The following is a 2,382-nucleotide window of genomic DNA, read 5'->3' on the forward strand; positions in this document are numbered from 1 at the left end:
GATACATGGATGTATCTCACAAAAGGCGCTCCTCGTGCCTTGATTGACGTTTTTTCAGCTCACAACAGAGGCGGAGATGAAAGATTAACAAGCCCTAGCCTTCGGCAATTTCCTGCATCAACTGTTGCGCCTGTTGATAAAAAATGGCCATCTGATTTTTATATTGCTCGCTAAATTGTTGATGATGCAGTTGCATTTTATGGTGCAGTTTTCGCAATCTATCGTGAAACGCCCGTTGTTTTTCTAAATTAATATAACTGTCACAGCTGGACAGACAATGCGGGTCGAGTCCGCATTCATAGCGGTTAATGGTTTTTTCATGTTGCATAATTAATTCAACATGTTGATCCAGCTTGGCCGTATGTTCGGGTAAACTTCTTTCCAGTTTGTGCAGAACGGCTATTAATCTCTGAGTATGATGGGTCCAGGAATCTGCATCGGCCAACCAGCGAAGATGATCAGCCCGCCACTGTTCACTTTCTTCTTTGAGTTGTTGCAATTCATCCATTTCACACCTCAATGTGTTGATTGGTACAATCATTTACTGCTTGCTAAAGCTTACTGTCAAGTGAGCATACCCGACCTGATAATTTCCCTGTAAAATGTAGGGTCTGTTGTTTTTTCAAAGCCGCCTCTGTTGTGAATTGAAAAAACGTCATACAAGCCACGAGGAATGCGGTTTGGTTGTTTCAAATAAATGACGAGCAACACCGAATGGCGTTTTTTCAATCATAACCCGAAGGGCTGGGACTATTTTTCCGACCATCTGCGTTGGAAATGATTTATGTAGAATGACTACACCGCATCATTTCCGCCTTGTTGGACGAAAAAAATAGCCTCCAGCAGTGGTGGCTTTGAAAGAACAACAGACCCTAAGGCTTTTAACTCTTTACGGAATATTTCTATGGCTCAAACTGTGGTCTGTGCATTGTATGAATTTGTCACTCTGGATGATTATGCTGCGATTAAACCCTCGCTGCTCAAATTCATGCTGGATAATGAAGTGCGTGGCACCTTATTACTGGCACAGGAAGGGATAAATGGCACCGTCGCTGGTTCGCGACAATCTATTGATGCATTGCTGGATTATTTACGCGGCGATCCCAGATTAAAGGATTTAAGTTACAAAGAGTCGTATACCGATACTCCCCCTTTTCTGCGAAGCCGGGTGAAATTAAAACGTGAAATCGTCACCATGGGCATCGAAGGCATTGATCCGAAACAGTCGGTCGGCACCTATATCAAACCCAAAGACTGGAACAAATTAATCAGTGATCCTGAAGTCTTACTGGTCGATACCCGTAATGACTACGAGGTAGAAGTTGGCACTTTCAAAAACGCGGTTAACCCTCACACAGAAAGTTTTCGTGAATTTCCAGAATATGTAAAACAGCATCTGGATCCGCAAAAACATAAAAAAGTTGCGATGTTCTGTACTGGCGGAATTCGCTGTGAAAAATCCACCGCTTATCTAAAAGAACAGGGGTTTGAGGAGGTTTATCATCTGGAAGGAGGCATTCTCAAATATCTGGAAGATGTGCCCGAACAGGAATCGCTGTGGGAAGGTGAATGTTTTGTATTCGATGAACGGGTCACCGTGAATCATAGTCTCGAAAAAGGCGAATATGATCAATGTCACGCCTGTCGGCTACCTATCACCGAAGAAGACAAGCAAAGTGAAAAATATCAGCGCGGTGTGTCCTGTCCACATTGTTTTGATAAAACCACGGATGATCAGAAAGCCCGCTACGCAGAGCGTGAAAAACAGATCCAGCTGGCCTTGCAACGTGGTGAAGCGCATATCGGCATGGAATCCAACGAAGCTGCTGAATTACATCGTCTGGAGAAAATCCGTCGTAAAGAGCAGGATCGACTCGCTGCAATGAAAAAACACCATCGATGAGATTATTCACTGCCCTGCTTTTTTATGTCCTGATCATTCCACTTGGTTTTGCTCAACCTCAAAACGCAGCGATTGCTTCAGCACATCCTTTAGCCACCCAGGCCGGTTTTGAAATTCTGCAACAAGGTGGCAACGCCTTTGATGCCGCCATTGCAGTAAGTGCTGCGCTTGCAGTTGTTGAGCCTGCCGGCTCTGGTCTTGGAGGTGGTGGATTCTGGTTATTACACCGTGAAACCGACCAATTGCAGATTATGCTGGACAGCCGCGAAACAGCCCCCTCCCAGGCACACCGTGATATGTATCTGGATAACAACGGTGAAGTGGTTCGTGATTTATCATTAAATGGACCTCTGGCGGCTGCCATTCCGGGAACCCCCGCTGCATTGGATTATTTAACTGAACATTATGGCAATTTACCGTTATCCATCACCCTCGCACCTGCAATTCGTTTTGCCAGAGAAGGTTTTGCTGTCACGCCA

At 45.0% G+C, this 2,382-nt stretch carries 3 protein-coding genes; 2 read left to right on the plus strand and 1 reads right to left on the minus strand.

Annotated elements, in window-relative coordinates; genetic code table 11:
- Positions 1–94 precede the first annotated feature (94 nt).
- Positions 95–508 (minus strand): hypothetical protein, encoded by a 414-nt coding sequence (locus B3182_RS12195; protein WP_292358132.1) that lies wholly within the window; start codon positions 506–508, stop codon positions 95–97.
- Positions 509–904: 396 nt separating this feature from the next.
- Here B3182_RS12195 and B3182_RS12200 point away from each other — a divergent pair, with 396 nt between their 5' ends.
- The gene (locus B3182_RS12200) at positions 905–1,903 is read left to right on the plus strand and encodes a rhodanese-related sulfurtransferase (RefSeq protein WP_292358130.1); all 999 of its coding nucleotides are present in this window, start codon (positions 905–907) and stop codon (positions 1,901–1,903) included.
- Positions 1,900–2,382: gamma-glutamyltransferase (locus B3182_RS12205; RefSeq protein WP_292752923.1), on the plus strand; the 483-nt coding region annotated here is incomplete at its 3' end. The genes B3182_RS12200 and B3182_RS12205, both read left to right, overlap by 4 nt.

Source organism: Methylophaga sp. UBA4204 (genome assembly GCF_002379485.1).
Taxonomy (GTDB): Bacteria; Pseudomonadota; Gammaproteobacteria; order Nitrosococcales; family Methylophagaceae; genus Methylophaga.